Source organism: Lawsonibacter sp. LCP25S3_E2 (genome assembly GCF_052117285.1).
Lineage (GTDB): Bacteria > Bacillota > Clostridia > Oscillospirales > Oscillospiraceae > Lawsonibacter.
On record NZ_JBQKJL010000007.1, the window covers coordinates 1 to 20357 of the forward strand.

Consider the following 20357-nt stretch of genomic DNA (forward strand, 5'->3'; position numbering starts at 1 on the left):
TTGATTCCTGCCCAGGCACCAGCAGAATGCAGAACAAAAGTATAATCTTGTTTTACCTGAGCCACGGCAGATGCCGTGGCTCTTCTGTTGGGCCGGGTTTGACGGTTACTTCTTTTATGCGATTTTCAATTTGCGCAACTTATTGTACCTTATCATTTGAGAGCCACGCCGACAAGCTGATCAATTACATTCGCTATTGGCAGGCTTCCGGTGAAAGTTTGAAAATCTCGGAACGGACCAAGACCCGGATGCAGCAGCTTACCAGCGAGGGCTTCTACTGTGGAGGAAGAGCACCGTATGGTTATCGGCTTGTCAAAACGGGGCGGATCAACCCCAGAGGACATGATGTGCATGATCTGCAAATCATACCTGGTGAAGCAGAGGTCATCCGTATCGTCTTCGACTACTATATCCGGTACGGATATGGCGGACGAAGAATTGCGACGGAGCTTGCAGCACAGGGTATCTATGACCGGAATGGGGAAGTGTTCCATCCAAGCTCTATTAACGCGTTTTTACACCGAGAGTTGTTCACCGGAGTCATGTGCAGAGGAGGAGTTCGCTCACAGCTCAACCCGGAATTGCAGATCATCTCACCGGAAACATTTCAGAAGGCACAGCAAGTAATGGAGAAAAGAAAGCAAGGGCAGCTTCCCAAAAAGCTGGTGGGAAAAGCGCTGTTATCGGGAAATGTTTACTGCGGCTGCTGTGAAGGAAGGGTATTTGCGTCAACTGTGCGAAGAACCCATCGAGTGACGGAGCACAATGAGAGAATCCCTGTTTATAAATGCTACAACCGGGTTCAGCACCGTGAGCGATGCTCTGCACAGAGCACTTATCGAGCGGAGCGGATCGACAAAGAAGTGCTGCGTCAGTTGAAAAGTCATGTGGATACCCATCCTGAACTGCAAAAGCTGTACGACAAAGCGATGGAAGCGGAGTTTTCAATTCGGAAGATGATTTTGTGCCAGTGGATTGAGCGAGTGAATATCTTTACTTATGATCATATCGAGGTGTTGTTCCAGGACGAAATAGAGATTTTCTAAAGCGGGCTATATGTCTCTGAGGTGCTTTCGGCGTAGATACTGGAAACACTGCACAAAGGGAATGCGAACCGTCTTGTACAATATGCTTGGATGGGAATCATTCATTTCCAGATCTTTTCGGCTTTTCCCGAGGGGCGGAGAACAAAAATAATGATCGTTTCTGGTGTCCTGAATAGGGGGTGCGAACGGAGCGGGGGCTGATACGGAAAATAGGGCGGAAACGGCTGAGCTGCGGGCCCAGCATTTTTCCAAAAAAGTTGCAAAAAAGCCGTGAAACTTATGGTTTCACGGCTTTTTCTGGTGGACCTGATCGGATTCGAACCGACGACCCCCACAATGCGAATGTGATGCGCTCCCAACTGCGCTACAGGCCCATATTTGGTTGTTTTGTATATTTTTGCTTGATTTGTTTGTGCGATTTGCTGTTCAGGCCGGGCCCGTGTTATGTTGCGCTGGCTCTCCCAACTGTGCTACAGGCCCAAATTATGTTATGAACAATAATATGTCTCAGACAGCTTTTTCATTATAACAAATTTTCAGCAAAAGTAAAGAGGAATTTTAAAAACTTTCCGTTGGGGAAAAATTATCATTGCTAAATGCGGAGAAATATAGTAAAATACCATACAGCTTTTGTTCCCGCTTCGGCGTGGAGCAAGGCCGCACTAGTCGGGGAGATAGCGGTGCCCTGTACCCGCAATCCGCTATAGCGGGGATGAATCCCGGCCCCCGGACGCGTGATGTGCCGTCTGCCCTGGATAAGTAGTGATGATAGACCGGTCCCGCGCAACGCGGCTCCGTGAACCGTGTCAGGCGGGGAACCGAGCAGCACTAAGCGGCCCGCCGTGTGTGCCGCGGGGGTACTGTTCTTGAGCTGGCTGTCCAGGTAACGGGTATATCCCGCGCTTCAAAGGCCGGTGTGCGGTCTTGTTCCGCGCCGAATTTAATTTGTAATGTAATGAGGTGAGCCGATGTACCAGGCCCTGTACCGCAAGTGGCGGCCCCGCACCTTTGACGATGTGGTGGGCCAGGACCACATCACAGATACTTTGAAGCGCCAGGTTGCCGCTGGGCGGCTGTCCCATGCCTATCTGTTTACCGGCACTAGGGGGACAGGGAAGACGACCTGCGCCAAAATCCTGGCACGGGCAGTGAACTGTGAGAATCCTCAGAATGGGAATCCCTGCAACCAGTGTCCTGCATGCCTGGGGATTGAGAATGGGTCCATTTTGGACGTTTTGGAATTGGACGCGGCCTCCAACAACGGAGTGGATCAGGTTCGGGCCCTCCGGGACGAGGCAGTCTATACCCCTGCTGCAGTGCGCAAGCGGGTATACATTGTGGATGAGGTCCATATGCTTTCCACGGCTGCCTTCAATGCGCTGTTAAAGATTTTGGAGGAGCCTCCGGCCCATTTGCTGTTTATCCTGGCTACTACCGAACTCCACAAGGTGCCTGCGACGATCAAAAGCCGCTGCCAACAGTTTTCCTTTAAGCGTATCCTCCCAGGGCAGATTGCCCAGCGCCTGAGTTATGTGGCGCAGCAGGAGGGAATTGCGCTTACCGGGGAGGGGGCCGCTCTGTTGGCCCGACTGGCTGACGGAGGCCTGCGGGATGCCCTGTCGCTCATGGACCAGTGTTCTGGAGGAGAAGGGCAGATCACAGAGCAGACCATTTTGGATACCTTAGGCTTAGCTGGAAATCTGGAGACGGCTGCCCTTATGCAGCGGTTGGCGCTGCATGATACTTCCGGAGCGCTGGAGAGCCTCGGGACGTTATACGCCAACGGAAAAGATGTGGCTTCGGTATTGGGGGAGCTGGCCTCACTGACGAGGGACCTGCTGCTGCGTAAAACTGCGCCGCAGGGAGGCGCTGCCCTTCTGACTGGAGGTTATGATGAGGCCACTATGCGTGGCTTGGGAGAAAAACTTTCAGCCCAGCGCCTGCTGCAAATGCTCACCCAGCTTCAGGGAACGCTGGCAGAACTGCCGCGAAGCAGCAACCGGCGGACGGATGCGGAGCTGTGCCTGATCCGTCTCAGTGATGAGCAGATGGATGAGTCTCTGACTGGCCTTGCGGCCAGAGTGGCGAGACTGGAAGAGAAGCTGGCTGGAGTTGCCGCAGGAAGTTCTGCCCCCATCGGTGTGGCCGGACAGCCCCCAGTGGAGAAAAAAACGTCGGCGAGCGATACTCCGCCTTGGGAGGAAACACGCCCGGAGAAGCCGGCTGTGTCTCAGAGCCCGAAGGCTCCCCCGGTGCAGGCGGCTGCAGAGGAGCGTGCGCCGTCGGGACCCAAGACAATGGCACAGGTTCCAACCGGTGGCGGGGATAGCACGTTCTGGCCGTCCTTTGCCGCTGGACTGAAAGGAAAGGTCAGTCCCACGGTGATGCCGTATTTGAATAACCCGGCCAAGGTAAAAGGTGTATGGAAAAATAACCGACTTACCTTGTGGGTGGATGGAGAGTTTACCCGTTCTATGCTGAATAAGCCGGCCATTCTGGATGGAATGGCCCAGGCGGCCCAGGCTACCTTTGGAGGGGAGAAACCTACGGTCAGCGTAGTGGTAGGGACGCCCCCGGTGGATGAACCGGAGGAGAGATCTCCGATTGGTCAAAAGGCTGAACCGGCCGACGTACCGGAGGAAAAGGATGCACTGGATGAATTGCTTGCCTTTGGGAAGCAGTTTGACAATATTATCATTCAATAACCAGATGGTTGCGAAAGGAGATATACACAATGGCAAAAGGCTTTGGCGGCCGGGGGATGCCCGGCATGGGCGGCATGAACATGAACATGCTGAAGCAGGCCCAGAAGATGCAGCAGGATATGATGCGTATGCAGCAGGAGCTGCAGGAGAAAGAGTACCAGGCTGCGGCGGGCGGCGGAGTGGTTTCTGCCGTGGTGAACGGCAAGCATGAGCTGAAGAGTCTTACCATTGACCCTGAGGCCGTGGACCCCGAGGATGTGGAAATGCTCCAGGATATGATTGTAGCCGCTGTCAATGAGGCCATGCGGACCGCGGACAACGATGCGGCCAGCACCATGCAGAGCATTACTGGCGGCCTTGGCCTCCCCTTCTAAGTGGGAAGTGCAGAAGAATGACAATAAAGTGAGTAAAACCGCCCTTTCGGGGGCGGTTTTACTCTTGCATGAGGGAAAAAATGGGTATAAAATGAAAGTGTATATGCGGATGGAGGTTCGGTTCCGGCTTGCGGCGTGGCGGCGCTGACCGGAGGGGTAAGAAAGAGAAGTGAGGATAATGCATTGGATCCATTTTTATGAGCACAGACCCAAAGAGCGCACCGATCAGCGGCAGAGGATGCTGGAGACCCCAATCAACCAGTTGATTCCCACCCTGGCGGTGCCCACCATCATCAGTATGATGGTCACCTCCATCTACAACATGGCGGACACCTATTTTGTGTCCCAGATCAGCACCAGTGCCTCAGGGGCAGTGGGGATCGTTTTTTCTGTGATGGCGGTGATTCAAGCGGTTGGGTTTACCGTAGGTATGGGCTCAGGTTCGATCGCCTCACTGATGCTGGGACAGGATAAAAAGGAGGAAGCAGACATAGTGGCCTCCAGTGGGGTGCTGACCGCCCTGGTGCTGGGCAGTGTGTTGGCTGCTGTTGGAATCTTTTATATCGGTCAGATCATTTGGCTGCTGGGGAGCACCCCGACCATTTATCCATTTGCTTTGGACTATGCCCAATACATTATTTTAGGCTGTCCGGTGATGATTTTGTCCTTTACCCTCAATAATCTTCTGCGTTGGCAAGGAAAGGCCAGCTTATCCGTTATTGGTTTGGGTACCGGAGGGATCCTCAATATCGCGTTGGACCCACTGTTTATTTTTGCTTTTGACATGGGAATTTCCGGGGCGGCCATTGCCACACTGCTGAGCCAATGTGTCAGTCTGATCATCCTGGCATCCTTTTTTGTGTTCAAAAAGAGCGATTTGCGAGTCAGCCCGGCCTGTATTTCCCGTTCTCCCCAGGTATATATCGGCATTTTAAAGCAAGGAATGCCCTCATTCTTCCGTCAAGGTGTCATGTCTGTGAGTACTATGACGCTGAATTGGAATGCTCGGATCTTTGGGGATGCGGCAGTAGCGGCGCTGGCCATCGTGACGAAGGTCTTTATGTTCATCCAGTCTGTAACCATTGGCTTTGGACAGGGATTCCAGCCGGTGTTGGGCTATAACTACGGCGCGGGGCGTCTGGACCGGGTAAAGGAATCGGTGGTGTTTTCCCTGCGCACCTGCACCATCATCCTCACCGTTGCTGCGGTCATCGGCTTTGCTTTCTCGGAGCAGATTATCACGCTATTCCGGGATGATCCCCTGGTCATTGAGATCGGCACTCGGGCTTTCCGCTACCAGTGCTTTACCTTGCCTTTGGCAGCGGTCCTGACCTTTGCCAATATGTTTTTTCAATCTCTGGGCAAATCCTTTCGGGCAACCATTTTGGCCATCTGCCGGCAGGGACTGTTTATCCCTTTGGTATTCCTGCTGCCCTGGCGGTTTGGATTGACCGGTCTGGAGCTGACCCAGGCCTGCGCAGATTTGCTCGGCTTTTTGGTCGCGGGATCCATATTGCTGCACTATTTTTTAAAAGAATTTGGCAGAGAAACCCGATAGAGGCACCGCCGCCCGGTCCGCTGGGCGGCGGTTTTCCTGCCGGGGGAAATTAAACAGTTCTTAAGAATTTATACCTTACAACTTAAACAGTCTGTGGTATGCTAACAGCAAGAATAACACATGGGGGAACAAGTATGTACACCATTTTGATCTGTGATGACGACCGGGATATTGTCTCGGCACTGGATATTTACCTGACCAGCGAGGGATATGAGACCATCAAGACCTATAACGGCAAGCAGGCGATCCAGGCTGCGGAAACCCATGAGATTCATCTGGTGCTGATGGATGTGATGATGCCGGAGCTGGATGGTATCCGGGCTACCGCCAAGCTGCGGGAGGGAAGCAATGTGCCCATTATCCTCCTGACGGCCAAGAGTGAGGACACGGATAAGATCCTGGGGCTCAACATCGGGGCGGATGACTATATCACAAAGCCCTTTAATCCCCTGGAGGTCATCGCACGGGTAAAATCTCAGCTGCGGCGGTACACCTCTCTGGGGGGAGCGGACAAGGGACCGGGCCTCATCACTGTGGGCCCCATCGCCATGGACGATGGAGCTAAGGTGGTGACTGTGGACGGGGAGCCCATCGCGTTGACCCCCATTGAATATAACATTTTAAAGCTGCTCCTTTCCCATCCGGGACAGGTCTTTTCCTCGGCCCAGATCTACGAACAGGTGTGGAATGACCCGGCCTATGGTTCGGAAAACACGGTGGCGGTTCATATCCGCCACCTTCGGGAAAAGATTGAGATTAACCCCGCTGAGCCCCGGTATCTGAAAGTGGTGTGGGGGCTGGGCTATAAGATGGAAAAGGGGGGGAACTGAGTGAAAAAGCTGCAGGGAAACCCCTGGGGCAAGCTGCTTGCGGTTATACTGCTGCTGACTGCCGCCTTTGGCGCGGGGCATTTTGCCGTCAAGGGAATCCTGAACATTCCATATGTCATAACCGGAGATTGGCAGCAGACGGACCAGTTTTATAACCTGCTTTGGGAACGGCAGGAGCAGTTGGCGCAGCTTTGCAGCTTAGATATGCAGCTGGCGGGGGAGCTGTCCTTTGCGGATCAGCAGCAGAAGCTGCAGACTTTCTCACAGCTGAAAGAAAATTTGCAGTCGGACGCCACCTGGTTTCGCTGGCAGGTTTTTGATTCAGATGGACAGCAGGTTCTATATTCCAACCTGGACCAGGATGCACTGAATCAGGTGGTTGAGGAAATCCATTATGCCACCTTTACAGCAGGGGAGCACCTGGTCACCTCCAGTGTGGAGACCCAGATCGCTGCAGTAGAATCCTATGAGCTGGCGCAGGACGGCGGGTCTTTTCTGACGGTGGAAGCAGTGCCTGCAAGCGGAGAACAGCTTGTCATCCAGTGCGGAGTACCGGACCAGGTGGATGATACGATCCAAGATGAATTTTTTGAACTGTGGAAGGAATACGGAGAGAACCGGGCCAATTTCCGGTCCAATCTGGTCCAGGCCGGAATGTTTGCTCTGCTCAGTCTGGGATGTTTCCTTTACATCCTGTGGACCTCCGGTCACAAGGAAGGGGAGGAGGAGATCGTCCTCACCTGGCAGGAACGCATCTTTTTTGACCTCTACCTGCCCGCGATGGTGGCAGCCGGTGTGGGGCTGTTTCTGTTTGGACTGTATTGGGCAGACTATCTGGCGTACGGCCTGGCACATCAAGAGAGCAGCGGAGAATTTATCCCCCTGGTACGGGATTGGCTGCTGCCGTTGACGGTGGCCATGATGGTGGGAGTGGTGACGCTGCTGAGCCGTACGTTAACCGTACGGCTGAAGGCCCGGGCCCTGGCCCGGAGCACCCTGCTGTGCAGGGTGCTAATGTGGCTGGTGCGGGTGCTGGGAGATTTTTTCCGCTCCCTGCCCATTACCTGGCGGACGGTGGGCGTGTTTGCGGGATATGTGGTGGTAAGCAGTTATCTGCTGTTGGCTGCCCCATACAGTGCCCTGTCCCTGGGGCTTTGGGGCCTGGTAAACCTGGGAACGCTGGTTTTCTTAGGCTGGTGGACCATGAATCTGCGTAAGCTGCGCATGGGAACCCAAGCCATTGCCGCTGGAGATATGGAACACCGGGTGGACACCGTTCATATGCCGCGGGATCTGAAGCTTCAGGCAGAGGATTTAAACAACATCTCTGTGGGCCTTGCCGGGGCGGTGGATGAGAAGATGAAAAGCGAGCGCTTTAAGGCAGAGCTGATCACCAATGTTTCCCATGACCTGAAGACTCCGCTCACCTCCATAATAAATTATGTTAACTTGTTAAAAACCACCGAACAAACCGATCCCACTGCCCAGGAATACATTGAGGTGCTGGACCGGAAGTCCCAGCGGCTGAAGAAGCTGACCGAAGATCTGGTAGAGGCCAGCAAAGCATCTACGGGTGTGCTGTCGGTGAACCGTGAAAAGATCGGCATGGCCCAGCTGATCAGCCAAGCTATGGGAGAGTGGGAAGAACGCCTTCAGGACCGGAAGCTGACTGTGGTGACCAATCTGCCCGAAGGGGAAACGTGGGTATACGCCGATGGGCGGCATCTGTGGCGGGTGATGGACAACCTGTTATCCAACTGTGCCAAGTATGCCATGGAAGGCACGCGGGTCTATCTGGATTTGAGCCGTGGAAAGGGGCAGGTATGCCTGTCAATTAAAAATATTTCCCGAGAGCCGCTGAACATACCGGCCCAGCGGCTGATGGAGCGCTTTGTCCGGGGAGAGGAATCCCGTACCACTGAGGGGTCTGGTTTGGGACTGTCCATTGCCCGAAGCCTTACCGAGCTTCAGGGCGGCCAGTTTGAGCTGGCGGTGGATGGAGACCTGTTTAAAGCCAGCGTGACCCTCCCTCAGGCAAACTGACAAAAAAGCACCCGCTTTCTGCGAAAAAGCGGGTGCTTTTTCGCGCTTTGCATGGGAGGAATTTTAGAAAAAACTATGTTCTTTTTCAGGAACTTGTGTTATGATGATAAACAGCACCACTATGGAATGGGTGGGTAGAAGAAATGAGAAAGGAGCGGGAGCTGTGAAGAAGCGTTGGATGGGATTGGCGTTGGTGCTGGCCATGGTTCTTACCCTGAGCGGCTGCCTGTTCCGCTCGCCGGAGGATTTGTACCGCCAGCCAGAGAAGTCGGCAGGCTATGAAAAGCTCAATGAGGCCATCCACAAGGTACGTACCGCCCTGGAGTTAAATTATGGGGTGAGTGTGGAGGATGCCGGTATTGTGGCGGGGGATAATACTGCCAACATCCAGCTTCAGGATCTGGATGGAGATGGCAACCGGGAGAGCGCGGTGACCTTCTTGCGTGTCCCCGGTGTTAAGAAGCCGCTGAAGATTGTAGTATTCACCCAAGTAGGGGAGGAGTATGAGATCGCCGGTATGATCGAGGGCGAGGGAAGCTCCGTTTACAGCATTGAGTACCGGCAGGTCAATGAGATGGGACGGAAGGAGCTGGTCGTCAACTGGCAGATCAGTACCGGTGCCTATCAGTTAGGCGTCTATACCCTGGATGAGCTTGTGCCTATAGAGGTAGAAGCTGGACAAAGGGGGAAGATGGACTCCATGCAGCTGGATTTTTCCAAGCTCATCGGAAGTGAGCTGCTGTTGACCTGGTGCAGTGTAGCCAGTGACGGCAGCAGCGGTGCCCGGCTGACGGATATCGACCAGGACACCCGGACGGAGTTGGCTGTGATCCGGGTGGATTCCAGCGGCATGAACAGCTATGTGGAGCTGTTTGGATGGCGAAACGGGGCAATGGCTTCGCTGGGAACCGTGAATTTGTCCAAGGGAATCACGGAACTGAGCCGAGTGCGCCTGAACTATCTGTCCGGACAGCCGGAACCCCCTGCCCTCTATATTACCAGTACTCTGGCCAATGGCTGCAAGGCCATTGACGTGGTGGCCTGGATGGATGGCGGACTCAAGGACCTGACGTTGGACGACGCGGGAATCAGCCGAGAGATCCTCCAAGGTTATACGGAAGTGACCCCCACGGACATTAACGGGGACTATATTTTGGAAATTCCGTCCCCCAATCCGCTGCCCTCCTATGGAGATAATTATTCTACTGATTTCTGGCTCATTGACTGGTGTCAGTATGACGATGGGGGCCACCGCAACCACGTGATGACCACCTACCACAATGTGTCCGACGGATGGTATCTGGAAATCCCTGAGAGCTGGCGCGGGCAGATCACGATCTCCCGCAACGATCAGGTAACAGGCCAGCGGGAAGTGATCATCTCCCGCTGGATGGGAGAAGATAAGGAGCCGGAGCCCTTTTTGAGCATTTACCGCATCTCCAGCAGCCGCGGCTCCCAGGTGACGGAGAACGGATGGTTCCTGCTGCGGGAGGAGGAAAATGTTATTTACGCGGCACAGTTCCATGAAAATTGGGACTGTGGCTTGGATGAACAGGGGCTGCGGGACCGGGTGAAGACGATCCAAACGAGCTGGTATTACGAATAAGCCGGGTTTGTCCGGCAAGAAGCGCTTGTTGTATGCAAGCACGGGGAAAGAGGAACAATTCATGCGAAAGGTATTGGTACTGGAGGACGAGGAGAATATCCGCAGCTTTGTAGTCATCAACCTGAAGCGGGCGGGATATCAGACCATTGAGGCAGGTACGGGGGAGGACGCCCTTTTGGCTTTGAAGGATAACCCCGATATCAAGGTGGCCCTGCTGGACATTATGCTGCCGGGGATCGACGGCTTTGAGGTCTGCCGTCGGATTCGGGCTATGGACAATAAAATCGGCATTATCATGCTGACCGCCCGAGCCCAAGAGATGGACAAGGTCACGGGACTGATGACCGGGGCGGATGACTATGTCACAAAGCCCTTTTCTCCCGCAGAGCTCACTGCACGGGTGGATGCCCTCTTCCGCCGTACAGGCGGGGATGCCGCTCCGGCTTCTGCGGATGAGATCAGCGATCCGCCCTTCCTGCTGAATACCCGCAACCGCACACTGGAGAAAAATGGTCAGTGGGTGAAGCTGACTCAGGTGGAGTATGCCATCATCAAGCTGTTTATGGAAAACCCAGGGAAGGCTCTCTCGCGGGAGGAAATTTTGGATACCGTCTGGGGTAAGGATTACTTTGGCGAGTTGAAAATTGTGGATGTAAACATCCGCCGCCTGCGCATCAAAATCGAAGACAACGCCCAGAAGCCCACCTATGTGAATACGGTATGGGGTTATGGGTACAAATGGAGAAATTGAACCATCGCTATATGATTGAGAACATGACATGGTGAGGAGGTGAAGGCGCATGGCAAAGACGACTCAGATCCAAGACAAAGTAAAAATACGGGGCATCCGCCGCAGGTGGCTGCTCAATAGCGTAGGCATTGTGGCCCTGATCATTATTCTGGCTGTGTCCGCCTTCGCAGTCTCGCTGGTGAACTACTACTATTCCGAGACCGCCGATGCTCTGGAGCGCAAAGCCAGCTCTACGGCCAATGGCTTTCGCCTTTACACTCGTTCGGATTACCGGACTGCTGCGCAGCAGACGGTCAATAGTTATGAAGATAAAAGCCGCCTGGAGCTTCAGTTTTTGGATACGGGAGGAGCTGTGCTTTATTCCGGCAACGATTTGACTGCCGGCTCCACTCCCAATACGCCGGATATCCAGGACGCTATGGAAAGCAAGGGGGCTAGGTCCTGGCAGGGGAAAGACCCTTCCACGGGGGAGCGGATTTTAGCTGCCTCCTGCCCGGTCATATACCAGGGGGATGTTGTGGGGGTCATTCGATATGTGACCTCCCTGTCGGGAATCGACCGGCAGTTTGTCTTTTCTATGGCGGTGATTATCACCATTGCTCTTGCGATCTTTGCCATGGTCTATTTTTCCAATTTGTATTTTGTGCGCTCCATTGTGGAGCCGCTGGCGGGGATTACCGAAATTGCCAAGGTCATTGCCGACGGAAGCTACGGAGTACAGATTGAGAAGAAATACGATGACGAGATTGGGGAGCTGACGGATGCCATCAATGATATGTCTCTGAAGATCCGCCAGTCGGAAAAGACGCAGACCGAGTTTATTTCCTCCATCTCCCATGAGCTGCGTACTCCACTGACTGCCATCACCGGTTGGGCCGAGACCATCCAGAACGGAGAGGTGCGCAGTGCAGAAGATTTGCGTAAGGCTATGGGGATTATTGTCTCAGAAGCCCGGCGGCTGACCAATATGGTGGAGGAGCTGCTGGAATTTTCCCGCATTGAGGACGGGCGCTTCACGCTGTCTGTGGAGCCGCTGGATCTGAAGGCTGAGCTGGAGGATGCGGTATACACCTATACGGAGTTTTTCCGGAAGGAGGGCATCGAGCTTCGTTATACCGACTGCCCTGAGGAAATGATTCCCATTTCCGGTGATCCCGAGCGGCTGCGTCAGGTGTTCTGTAACCTGCTGGACAATGCCGCCAAGCACGGCGGGGCGGGCAAACGCATTGATGTGTCCATCCGGGTGGAAGGGGAGGACGCTGTGATCCGCATCCGGGACTATGGCCCCGGTGTGCCGGATGAAGAGCTGCCCTTCATTAAAAATAAATTTTATAAAGGAAGCTCTAAGGCCCGTGGTTCCGGCATTGGACTTGCTGTATGTGAGGAGATCGTCACCCGCCATGAGGGACGGCTGGACATCGGCAATGCCCCGGAGGGCGGTTTTGTGGTAGAAATCCACCTGCCTGTGGAGTCGCTGTGAGGGGGATGGAACGAAAGTTCTATTCCCTCTTGCGGTTTCCCTTTGCGTTTGATACAATAGAGCTGCCATTTTAATAAGGAGAACCCATTTTCATGGAAGAAAAACAAGAATACAATCAGATGGGCTGCCCCACATGCCCTGGCAAGGGATTTAAGACGATGTGCGGTGGACAAGCCCTCATTGAAGGCATCATGATGCGCGGACCGAAAAAGCAGTCGATCGTGGTGCGCAAGCCGGATGGAGAATTAGAGATCCAGGAGAAGGAACTGAAGTTTATCAAGGACCGATATCCTGTTTTGGGCCTCCCTTTGATCCGGGGAATCGTCACGTTCTGCGATTCCATGTATAACGGGGTGACTGCCCTGATGTTTTCGGCAGAGTTTGCCCCTGAGGAGGGGGCGGAGGAAGAGGAACCCTCTAAATTTGAAGCTTGGCTGGAGCGTAAGCTGGGCAATGAAAAGGCCACTGCCTTTTTTACCACACTGGCAGTGATTTTGGGACTTGCCATGTCCATTGGCCTGTTTTTCCTGCTGCCCACGCTGCTGGGGACCGCCATTACGGTAGTGACGGATTCTATGCTGGCCCGGAATCTGGCAGAGAGTGTTTTGAAAATCCTCATTTTTGTGGCCTATTTGGCCCTGTGTTCCCATATGAAGGAGATGAAACGCGTTTTTTCGTATCATGGCGCGGAGCACAAAACCATCTTCTGCTATGAGGCTGGACTGCCTCTGACCGTGGAAAACGTCCGTAAGCAGCCCCGCCATCACCCCCGCTGTGGCACCAGCTTTTTGTTTATGGTGATCGCCATCTCTATTTTGGTGTCCACGGTGGTCTTTGCCATCTGGCCGGTGCACAATGCGATTTTGCGCTTTTTGGCCCATCTGGCTATGTTGCCCCTGATTGTGGGCATCAGCTATGAGTTTAACCGGTGGGCCGGCCGCCACGATGGACCAATTACAAAAATTTTAACAGCGCCTGGCCTGTGGCTTCAGAATTTTACAACCTTTGAGCCGGACGATTCCATGATTGAGGTAGGGATCAAGGCCCTTGAGCTGGTATTACCTGAGGAGAAGGGCACCGACGCATGGTAAGAAGAAGCGCGGAGCTTAGGCCCATAGGGGAGCTTGGAGCGCAGCAAGGGCAGAAAACGAAGACCGCGAAAGCGGGAACGTTTTGTGCCCGAGACGCAGCGAAAGCGACCCGGCCATGGGCGCAAAGCGCAGCGTGACAAGAAGAATCGCGGAGCTTAGGCCCATAGGGGAGCTTGGAGCGCAGCAAGGGCAGAACAAAGGACCGCACAGGTCTGGCTGCTTTTAAGTGAGAAAGAGAGAATGTTGGAGAAGGTGAAGGAAAATGGCGACCACCTATAATAACCTGTTTCTGGATACCCGTACACGCCTGAGAAAAGCAGGGGTGGATAACGCCCAGATGGAAGCCAGGGAGATTGTGTGCTACGCCGCGGACAAAAGCCGGGAGCAGCTTTACCGGGATATGTCCCTGTATGTCTCGGCCGAGTTGGAGCGGCGGGTGGACGAGCTGGTCCAGCGCCGCCTGGCGGGAGAGCCAGTGGCCTACATCATTGGAGAGTGGGAGTTTTATGGCTTGCCCATGGACGTATCCCATGATGTCCTGATTCCCCGGATGGATACAGAGGTCCTGGCGGAGCGGGGCATTTTAAAAGCCAGGGAGTCCGGAGAAGGTGCTCGGGTGCTGGACCTTTGCGCAGGCAGCGGCTGCGTGGGTCTGGCGGTGGCGGCCAATGCGCCCCAGTGCCGGGTGGTGTTGGGGGAGCTGTCCGAGGGGGCCCTGCGGGTGTGCAAGCAGAATGTGCGGCGCAATGAGCTCAACGCGCGGGTCACCTGCCTGTCTGTGAACGCCATGGAGCCGCCCAGCTCTACATTATGGGATTTTGATGTGATCGTCTGCAATCCCCCTTACATCCCCACGGGAGACATTGCGCAGTTGGACATATCGGTACGGGATTATGAGCCTCATATGGCTTTGGACGGGGGAGAGGACGGCTTGGATTTTTACCGCTTCATTGCGGCCAAATGGAAGTCTGCTCTGCGCCTGGGAGGTACGCTGATTTTTGAAGTGGGCATTGGACAGGCCCCTCAGGTAGAGGAGATTCTGGCTCAGAACGGCTTTGAGGACATCAAAACCACTGCTGATACCCAGGGAATCTGGCGGGTGGTGGAGGGGACCATCAACAGCTGACCGCAGGAAAAAAGTAAAGTCCGTTTTAATGGACAGAAAATAGCCTATCCTGAATAGGAAAAAGGGGAGGCTGCCCCGGCAGCCGGAGCCCTTCACGGCCCAGAGCCGGAGAGGAAGAAAGGATTGAGCAATATGGCAACCAAAAAACCTGTCATCGAGGCGGCGACCCCTGCCTCGGATAAGAAAAAGGCACTGGAGACCGCCATGGCCCAGATCGAGCGCACCTATGGCAAGGGCTCTATTATGCGCCTGGGAGAGAACACCGGTATCGTGGTGGATGCCATTCCCACCGGTTCTCTGTCTCTGGATATTGCACTGGGCATCGGCGGAGTACCGCGGGGACGTATCATTGAGATCTATGGACCCGAGTCCTCTGGTAAGACGACTTTGGCCCTTCATATTGTAGCGGAGGCCCAGAAGCGGGGCGGTGAAGTGGCCTTTATCGATGCGGAGCATGCCCTGGACCCTGGCTATGCCCGCGCCCTGGGTGTGGATATTGATTCCATGCTGATCTCCCAGCCGGATACCGGCGAGCAGGGCCTGGAAATTTGTGAAGCTCTGGTTCGGTCCGGTGCCATTGACGTGGTGGTGGTGGACTCCGTGGCTGCCCTGACGCCCCGTGCAGAGATCGAAGGAGACATGGGAGACAGCCATGTGGGTCTGCTGGCCCGGCTGATGAGCCAGGCCCTGCGGAAGCTGGCTGGCTCCATTGCCAAGACCAACTGCGTGGTGATCTTCATTAACCAGCTCCGGGAAAAGGTGGGCGTCATGTACGGCAACCCTGAGGTGACCACCGGCGGCCGGGCACTGAAGTTCTATTCCTCCGTGCGCATTGATGTACGGCGGATCGAGGCCCTGAAGAACGGCACCGAGATCATCGGGAACCGTACCCGTGCCAAGATCGTGAAAAATAAGGTTGCGCCGCCCTTCCGGGAGGCGGAGTTTGACATTCTCTATGGAGAAGGCATCTCCAAGTGGGGCGAACTGGTGGACCTGGCGGTGAAACTGGACATCGTGCAGAAGTCGGGCTCCTGGTTCTCTATGGGCGAAATGCGGCTGGGCCAGGGCCGGGACGCGGTGAAGCAGTATCTGCGTGAAAATCCTGAGCTGGCCGACAAGATTGAGGCCGAGGTGCGGGCCAATGCCTTCAAACTGATGAGCAAGCAGGCCCAGATTGCCGCCAAAGCCGCAGGCCGCGCAGTGGACATTTCTGCCGACGACTTTGAAGATGGGGCAGAGGAGCCCAACTAACCGGTTATGGTGATTCAAGAACTGAAGCCCTCTAAGCATGTGGAGGGCCGGTGGCTGGCAGTTTTGGAGGACGGTTCCATTCTCCGGCTGGGAGAGGGGGAAGTGGTACGCTTTGCCCTCTATGCAGGAAAGCAGCTCAGCGACCAGGAGGCAGAGGAACTGCAGCGTGCAGCCAAAGGAAGCGCTTTAAAGGAAAAAGCCTTGTCACTTTTAAGCCGCAAACCCCAGTCCCGGCGGGAGCTGGAGCGTAAGCTGGGGGAGTGGGGCGCCATGGAACAAGAGAGTGCTGCCATCTGTGACCGGCTGGAGGAGCTGGGGTATCTCAACGATGCCGCCTATGCCGGTATGGTGGCCCGGCACTATTCGGCCAAAGGGTACGGGGAGCGCAAACTCCGGGATGAGTTTTACCGCCGGGGCATTCCCAGACAGCTGTGGGAGGAGGCCCTGGCCGAGTCCCAGGACCCTCGCCAGGCCATCGACCACTTTCTGGCCAAAAAGCTTTCGGGCCGGGAGGGGGACCGGCAGGCCCTGAAAAAGGCCTCGGACGCCCTGGCCCGAAGGGGTTACCGCTGGAGCGATATCAACGAAGGCCTGCGCCGGTATGGTGCGGTGCTGGATGATTGAAATTAAAAAATGGAGCGAGAGCAATGCCATATCAAGTAGCGTTTGTATCTCTTGGCTGTGCCAAGAACCTTGTTAATACGGAGCAGATGATGGCACTATGCCGTAAGGCAGGCTACCTTGTCACGGGAGATCCTGAGGGAGCTGACGTGGCGGTACTGAATACCTGCGGCTTTATTGAATCGGCCAAGAGCGAGGCCATCGACAATATTCTGGAGCTGGGAGAGCTGAAGAAGGCCGGTAAACTAAAAAAGCTCCTGGTGACCGGCTGCCTTACCCAGCGGTATCCCGACGATATTCGTGCGGAACTGCCTGAGGTTGATGGTATGCTGGGAACGGGCAGCTACACCGACGTGGTGCAGGCGGTGGAAGAGCTGATGGCCGGGGAAAAGGCGGAACACTTTGGCAACATTCATCGCACGTACGAAGATGGAGAGCGCCTGGTGACTACGCCGCCCTATACTGCCTATCTGAAAATTGCCGAGGGGTGCAGCAACGGCTGTGCTTTCTGCATCATTCCTAAGCTTCGGGGCCGCTACCGCAGTCGTTCCATGGAGGCCCTGCTTGCCGAGGCCAGGAAGCTTGCCGATTCCGGGGTGAAGGAGCTTATCGTCATTGCCCAGGATATCACCCGGTATGGTCTGGATCTGGAGGAAAAAACCTCTCTGGCCCAGCTGCTCAAGGAGCTTTGCCGAATGCCCTTCCATTGGATTCGCCTGCATTACCTCTATCCCGAGGTCATCACCGATGAGCTGATTGAAGTCATTGCCGCTGAGCCGAAGATCCTTCACTATCTGGATATTCCTATCCAGCACTGCAACGATGGTATTTTAAAGGCGATGCGCCGGCACAATACCAGAGCTGAGCTGGAAGAGCTGTTTGCCAAGCTGCGCAAAGCTATGCCTGATCTGGTCATCCGCACTTCTCTGATCTGCGGCCTTCCGGGAGAGGGCGAGGCGGAATTTGAAGAGCTGTGTGACTTCCTTCGTGAGCAGAAGCTTCAGCGGGTGGGAGTATTTCAGTTCTCCCCTGAGGAAGGGACTTTGGCCGCGGCTATGGAGAATCAGGTGCCTGGCGAGGTTGCCGCGCGGCGCGTAGAGCTGGTGGTGGACCTTCAATCCCGGATTATGGATGACTATAATGAGCAGCGTCTGGGCACCGTGATGGAAGTGCTGTGTGAGGGCTTTGATTCTTCTGAGGGGTGCTATGCGGGGCGGACCTATGCCGACTCGGTAGACATTGATGGCCGGGTGCTGTTTACTGCGGCCGGCCTGATCCCCGCTGGAGAGTTTGTCAACGTGCGGATTACTGGGATCTCTGATGGGGACTTGACCGGTGAAATTGAGGAATAATAAGACAAAACGAGGGAATTTGCTATGAATACAGCCAATAAACTGACCATCCTGCGGGTGATCATGATTCCAGCTTTTCTGCTGGTGCTCTATTTAGATGTACCTGGTGCCAACTATTGGGCGTTGGCGATTTTTGCTGCCGCCAGTATTACCGATACGCTGGACGGCTATATCGCCCGGCACTACAATCAGATCACCGATTTCGGAAAATTTATGGACCCGCTGGCAGATAAGTGCCTGGTGACTGCGGCTATGCTCTGGTTTGTAGAGGTGGGGCAGATGCCTGCCTGGGCTCTGCTCATTGTCATCATCCGGGAATTTGGTGTTTCCGGTCTTCGCATGGTGGCTGCGGACAAGGGACGGGTCATTGCCGCTGGATGGTCTGGGAAGGTGAAAACTGCCTCTACCATGGTATGTATCGTACTTATGCTCCTGCCCATTCCCCCAGTTGTGAACAGCATCTGTACTGCTCTTATTGTGCTGACGACCATCTACTCCGGTGTGGAGTATTTTATGAAGAATCTGGATGTGCTGACCCAGGCGGAATAAGGAGAGGGCTATGAATACCTTCAGCGGGAAAAATACCTGGCAGGACACGCTCATCCGCGTTTTGGTGATCGCGGCGTCCTCATTGATCATTGCCCTGAACCTGAAGAGTTTTGTGCAGGCGGGGGATTTGTTTCCAGGGGGATTTACCGGTGTGACCCGTTTGATTCAGCGGGTGTGTCTGGAGAATTTTTCGGTGGAACTGCCCTTTGCCCCCATCAATTTGACCCTCAACGCCATCCCCGCAGCCATCAGCTTTGTTTTGGTGGGAAAGCGCTTCACCATCTATTCCTGCTTGTCCATTGCTCTGACCAGTATTTTTACCGATCTGGTACCCTCCATTGCCATCACAGAGGATACGCTGCTCATTTGTATCTTTGGCGGACTCATCAATGGCTTTGCCATCAGCCTTTGCCTCTATGTGCGGGCCACGACCGGAGGAACGGATTTTATTGCCATTGCCCTGTCTGAGCGAAAGAACATCGACGCCTGGAACTATATCCTGTGCGGCAATGTGATTATGCTGATGATTGCCGGCATGCTCTTTGGCTGGGACAAAGCGCTCTATTCCATCTTGTTCCAATACGCCTCCACACAGATGATCCGGATGATGGATCCGGATGGCCGCCGTTCCACGCTGCTGATTGTGGCGGAAAACGACCATGTGGAGGAAATCTGCGAAATCATCCGCCAGACCCACCATTCCGCCACGCTCATCGACGGGGTGGGGATGTATAACGGCACGCCCTGCACCATGATCTATTCTGTGGTGGAGGACAGTCTGGTTCGCTCCCTGTCCCACCAGGTGCGCCAGGTTGACCAAAAAGCCTTTGTCAATGTGCTGCGCACGGAGAAGGTTGTGGGAAAATTCTATCGCCGCCCCAGAGATTGACCTGCCCGATTGGCCGCGTATGGCCAGGAGGGGAGAGAAAAACGCCGCCCACCGGAAGTGCTTCCGTGGGCGGCATTTTGTTTCATATTGCAAAGATTGTCCAATTGCATCGAAAAGTGGAATTGGCCGATATTGATATAAAATTGACCTTTCGTCAGCCATTCCAGTTCTCTCGCAGGAGAACCTGATCCCCTGATTGGTACTCTTTTGCATATTTTCCGGGGGTGACGCCGGTGAGATGGCCGAAGGTACGGATAAAGTGGGAGTTGTCGGAGAAGCCGGACATCTCCCCCGCCTGCTGGACACTGATGCCGTCCTGCAAAAGCTGACGGGCCTTCAGTACCCGGCTGTAGATAATGTATTCCATGACGGAAAAGCCGGTGGCAGATTTGAAAATCCGGCACAAATAGTGCTTGCTGATGTAGAAATGACCGGCGATCTGGTCCAGGGAGAGGGGCTCGGACAGGTTATCCCGGATATAGTCCAGGATGGGGGAGACCCGCAGGAAGTCCTTGTTGCGGATGGCCTCGCCGGCGGTGGCGGCGTTAAGCGTGGGGGCCAGACGGAGAAGCAAATTCAAAAGAGCCACCGTCTGGCGGATGTCACTGCCGAAGCTTCCATCGTTTTTATTGCGCTCCAGAGCCTGAAAAAGTTCAATAATCTCAGTCATTTGCTCGGGATTTAGCTCAGAACGGCGGAAGGTCACCTGTCCCAGCTGGGTCAGATCGGTCTGGGGAGTGGACAGCTGGGCCAGGGCCTTGTGACTGATGTGAAGCACATACCGGGCGTGAAAACCGGTGGCCATGGTGCGGTGCAGGGTATTTTCCCCAATGAGGTAGAGGGTTCCCCGGCGCAGGGGATAGACCTGGTCATTCACAAAGATATTGCCGGGGCTGGTGAGGGGAAGCAGGAGCTCATAATGGTCGTGGAAATGGAGCCGGCTCATGTTCCAGGTGTCGTTGTGATTGAGTTGCAGATGAAATTCTACGTTTGTCATAGGATCGAGGCCCTCCAAATCCGACGGTATCGGTTGCTTTTCGCTATTGTACCACGCCAGGAGAATATATGCAAACTTTTTGCTAAGT

Annotated in this window: 17 protein-coding genes, 1 tRNA gene and 1 other RNA gene; 17 read left to right on the forward strand and 2 right to left on the reverse strand. The window is 54.6% G+C overall.

Features of this window, described 5'->3' with window-relative positions:
* Window positions 1-1046, forward strand: a 1046-nt coding sequence (locus ACTQ3R_RS07725; RefSeq protein ID WP_441778558.1) for a recombinase family protein, incomplete at its 5' end; no start/stop codon positions are given.
* 298 nt (window positions 1047-1344) lie between these two features.
* On the opposite strand, the gene ACTQ3R_RS07730 is transcribed toward ACTQ3R_RS07725, so the two are convergent.
* Window positions 1345-1420, reverse strand: a tRNA-Ala gene (locus ACTQ3R_RS07730).
* 283 nt (window positions 1421-1703) lie between these two features.
* On the opposite strand from ACTQ3R_RS07730, the gene ffs reads away from it, so the two are divergent.
* From ffs to ACTQ3R_RS07810, 16 genes are all read left to right on the forward strand, one after another.
* Window positions 1704-1968, forward strand: an RNA gene (gene ffs / locus ACTQ3R_RS07735) — signal recognition particle sRNA large type.
* Window positions 1969-2014: 46 nt separating this feature from the next.
* Entirely contained in the window at window positions 2015-3751 is a 1737-nt protein-coding gene (gene dnaX, locus ACTQ3R_RS07740; protein ID WP_441778559.1) for a DNA polymerase III subunit gamma/tau, read from the forward strand.
* A 29-nt stretch (window positions 3752-3780) separates the two neighbouring features.
* A complete protein-coding gene (locus ACTQ3R_RS07745; protein WP_441778560.1) occupies window positions 3781-4125 on the forward strand; it encodes a YbaB/EbfC family nucleoid-associated protein in 345 nt (114 codons plus the stop codon).
* Between the two features lie 178 nt (window positions 4126-4303).
* Window positions 4304-5683, forward strand: coding sequence for an MATE family efflux transporter (locus tag ACTQ3R_RS07750; protein ID WP_441778561.1), 1380 nt, complete (start codon window positions 4304-4306; stop codon window positions 5681-5683).
* 134 nt (window positions 5684-5817) lie between these two features.
* Window positions 5818-6513 carry a response regulator transcription factor gene (locus tag ACTQ3R_RS07755; RefSeq protein ID WP_441778562.1) on the forward strand — a complete coding sequence of 232 codons (696 nt, stop codon included), beginning with the start codon at window positions 5818-5820 and terminating at the stop codon, window positions 6511-6513.
* A complete protein-coding gene (locus tag ACTQ3R_RS07760) occupies window positions 6514-8556 on the forward strand; it encodes a sensor histidine kinase (RefSeq protein ID WP_441778563.1) in 2043 nt (680 codons plus the stop codon).
* A 163-nt stretch (window positions 8557-8719) separates the two neighbouring features.
* A complete protein-coding gene (locus ACTQ3R_RS07765; protein ID WP_441778564.1) occupies window positions 8720-10162 on the forward strand; it encodes a hypothetical protein in 1443 nt (480 codons plus the stop codon).
* A 61-nt stretch (window positions 10163-10223) separates the two neighbouring features.
* On the forward strand, window positions 10224-10913 hold the full coding sequence (locus ACTQ3R_RS07770) for a response regulator transcription factor (protein ID WP_441778565.1): 690 nt from the start codon (window positions 10224-10226) through the stop codon (window positions 10911-10913).
* Window positions 10914-10962: 49 nt separating this feature from the next.
* Window positions 10963-12393, forward strand: a complete 1431-nt coding sequence (locus ACTQ3R_RS07775; RefSeq protein WP_441778566.1) for an ATP-binding protein — start codon at window positions 10963-10965, stop codon at window positions 12391-12393.
* Between the two features lie 92 nt (window positions 12394-12485).
* Window positions 12486-13484, forward strand: a complete 999-nt coding sequence (locus ACTQ3R_RS07780; RefSeq protein WP_441778567.1) for a DUF1385 domain-containing protein — start codon at window positions 12486-12488, stop codon at window positions 13482-13484.
* A 262-nt stretch (window positions 13485-13746) separates the two neighbouring features.
* Window positions 13747-14610 (forward strand): peptide chain release factor N(5)-glutamine methyltransferase, encoded by an 864-nt coding sequence (prmC, locus tag ACTQ3R_RS07785; protein ID WP_441778568.1) that lies wholly within the window; start codon window positions 13747-13749, stop codon window positions 14608-14610.
* Between the two features lie 132 nt (window positions 14611-14742).
* Complete coding sequence (gene recA, locus ACTQ3R_RS07790; protein WP_441778569.1) at window positions 14743-15861, forward strand: recombinase RecA; 1119 nt, start codon at window positions 14743-14745, stop codon at window positions 15859-15861.
* Between the two features lie 6 nt (window positions 15862-15867).
* Entirely contained in the window at window positions 15868-16485 is a 618-nt protein-coding gene (locus ACTQ3R_RS07795) for a regulatory protein RecX (protein ID WP_441778570.1), read from the forward strand.
* A gap of 23 nt (window positions 16486-16508) precedes the next feature.
* The gene (rimO, locus tag ACTQ3R_RS07800) at window positions 16509-17834 is read left to right on the forward strand and encodes a 30S ribosomal protein S12 methylthiotransferase RimO (RefSeq protein WP_441778571.1); all 1326 of its coding nucleotides are present in this window, start codon (window positions 16509-16511) and stop codon (window positions 17832-17834) included.
* A gap of 24 nt (window positions 17835-17858) precedes the next feature.
* The gene (gene pgsA / locus ACTQ3R_RS07805) at window positions 17859-18383 is read left to right on the forward strand and encodes a CDP-diacylglycerol--glycerol-3-phosphate 3-phosphatidyltransferase (protein ID WP_441778572.1); all 525 of its coding nucleotides are present in this window, start codon (window positions 17859-17861) and stop codon (window positions 18381-18383) included.
* A gap of 10 nt (window positions 18384-18393) precedes the next feature.
* Complete coding sequence (locus ACTQ3R_RS07810) at window positions 18394-19272, forward strand: YitT family protein (RefSeq protein ID WP_441778573.1); 879 nt, start codon at window positions 18394-18396, stop codon at window positions 19270-19272.
* Window positions 19273-19426: 154 nt separating this feature from the next.
* Here ACTQ3R_RS07810 and ACTQ3R_RS07815 read toward each other — a convergent pair whose 3' ends face one another.
* A complete protein-coding gene (locus ACTQ3R_RS07815) occupies window positions 19427-20269 on the reverse strand; it encodes a helix-turn-helix domain-containing protein (protein WP_441778574.1) in 843 nt (280 codons plus the stop codon).
* Between the last annotated feature and the right edge of the window lie 88 nt (window positions 20270-20357).

Bases quoted from the DNA above. Each gene is read 5' to 3' on its own strand.
- dnaX (WP_441778559.1), top strand. From the start codon at position 2,015: ATGTACCAGGCCCTGTACCGCAAGTGGCGGCCCCGCACCTTTGACGAT.
- ACTQ3R_RS07745 (WP_441778560.1), top strand. From the start codon at position 3,781: ATGGCAAAAGGCTTTGGCGGCCGGGGGATGCCCGGCATGGGCGGCATG.
- ACTQ3R_RS07750 (WP_441778561.1), top strand. From the start codon at position 4,304: ATGCATTGGATCCATTTTTATGAGCACAGACCCAAAGAGCGCACCGAT.
- ACTQ3R_RS07755 (WP_441778562.1), top strand. From the start codon at position 5,818: ATGTACACCATTTTGATCTGTGATGACGACCGGGATATTGTCTCGGCA.
- ACTQ3R_RS07770 (WP_441778565.1), top strand. From the start codon at position 10,224: ATGCGAAAGGTATTGGTACTGGAGGACGAGGAGAATATCCGCAGCTTT.
- ACTQ3R_RS07775 (WP_441778566.1), top strand. From the start codon at position 10,963: ATGGCAAAGACGACTCAGATCCAAGACAAAGTAAAAATACGGGGCATC.
- ACTQ3R_RS07780 (WP_441778567.1), top strand. From the start codon at position 12,486: ATGGAAGAAAAACAAGAATACAATCAGATGGGCTGCCCCACATGCCCT.
- prmC (WP_441778568.1), top strand. From the start codon at position 13,747: ATGGCGACCACCTATAATAACCTGTTTCTGGATACCCGTACACGCCTG.
- recA (WP_441778569.1), top strand. From the start codon at position 14,743: ATGGCAACCAAAAAACCTGTCATCGAGGCGGCGACCCCTGCCTCGGAT.
- ACTQ3R_RS07795 (WP_441778570.1), top strand. From the start codon at position 15,868: ATGGTGATTCAAGAACTGAAGCCCTCTAAGCATGTGGAGGGCCGGTGG.
- rimO (WP_441778571.1), top strand. From the start codon at position 16,509: ATGCCATATCAAGTAGCGTTTGTATCTCTTGGCTGTGCCAAGAACCTT.
- pgsA (WP_441778572.1), top strand. From the start codon at position 17,859: ATGAATACAGCCAATAAACTGACCATCCTGCGGGTGATCATGATTCCA.
- ACTQ3R_RS07810 (WP_441778573.1), top strand. From the start codon at position 18,394: ATGAATACCTTCAGCGGGAAAAATACCTGGCAGGACACGCTCATCCGC.
- ACTQ3R_RS07815 (WP_441778574.1), bottom strand. From the start codon at position 20,269: ATGACAAACGTAGAATTTCATCTGCAACTCAATCACAACGACACCTGG.